The organism is Micromonospora sp. DT68 (genome assembly GCF_049847245.1).
GTDB classification, from domain to species: Bacteria; Actinomycetota; Actinomycetes; order Mycobacteriales; family Micromonosporaceae; genus Micromonospora; species Micromonospora profundi.
Window position 1 is genome coordinate 1 of the sequence record NZ_JBNCNZ010000068.1, and the last position, 470, is coordinate 470.

The following is a 470-nucleotide window of genomic DNA, read 5'->3' on the forward strand; positions in this document are numbered from 1 at the left end:
TCTTCGACGCCGACCGCATCAACCGACTCCTCGACCACTGCATCACCGCGCTCGCCAACGGACTCGCACAGCCCGACGAGCCCGCCGAAGAGATCGACATCCTCACCGGCTCCGAACGCGACCACATCCTGTACTCCTTGAACCCGGTGCTCAGCCAGGACCCTGACGGTTTGGCCCCGTGGGGCCTGTTGCACGGTGTGCTGGCGGGTCATGAAGCCAGCCGGGTGGCGATCCGGTTCCAGGGCGTCGACCTCAGCTACGGCGAGTTGGACCGTCGATCCACCCGACTGGCGCAAAAGCTGCGCAGTTACGGCATCGGCCCGGGCGACATCGTCGGGCTGCTCCTCGACCGGGGCCTGCACCTGCCGGTGGCCCAACTGGCGGTGATGAAGGCCGGCGCCGCCTGGACCATGCTGGACCCGCAACTGCCACCGGCCAGGCTGGCGTACCAGACCAGCGACTCCGGTGCC

At 68.3% G+C, this 470-nt stretch carries 1 protein-coding gene; it reads left to right on the forward strand.

Annotated features, from left to right (window positions below; genetic code table 11):
- Window positions 1–470: AMP-binding protein (locus tag ACPXB1_RS30665; RefSeq protein ID WP_425736183.1), on the forward strand; the 470-nt coding region annotated here is incomplete at both ends.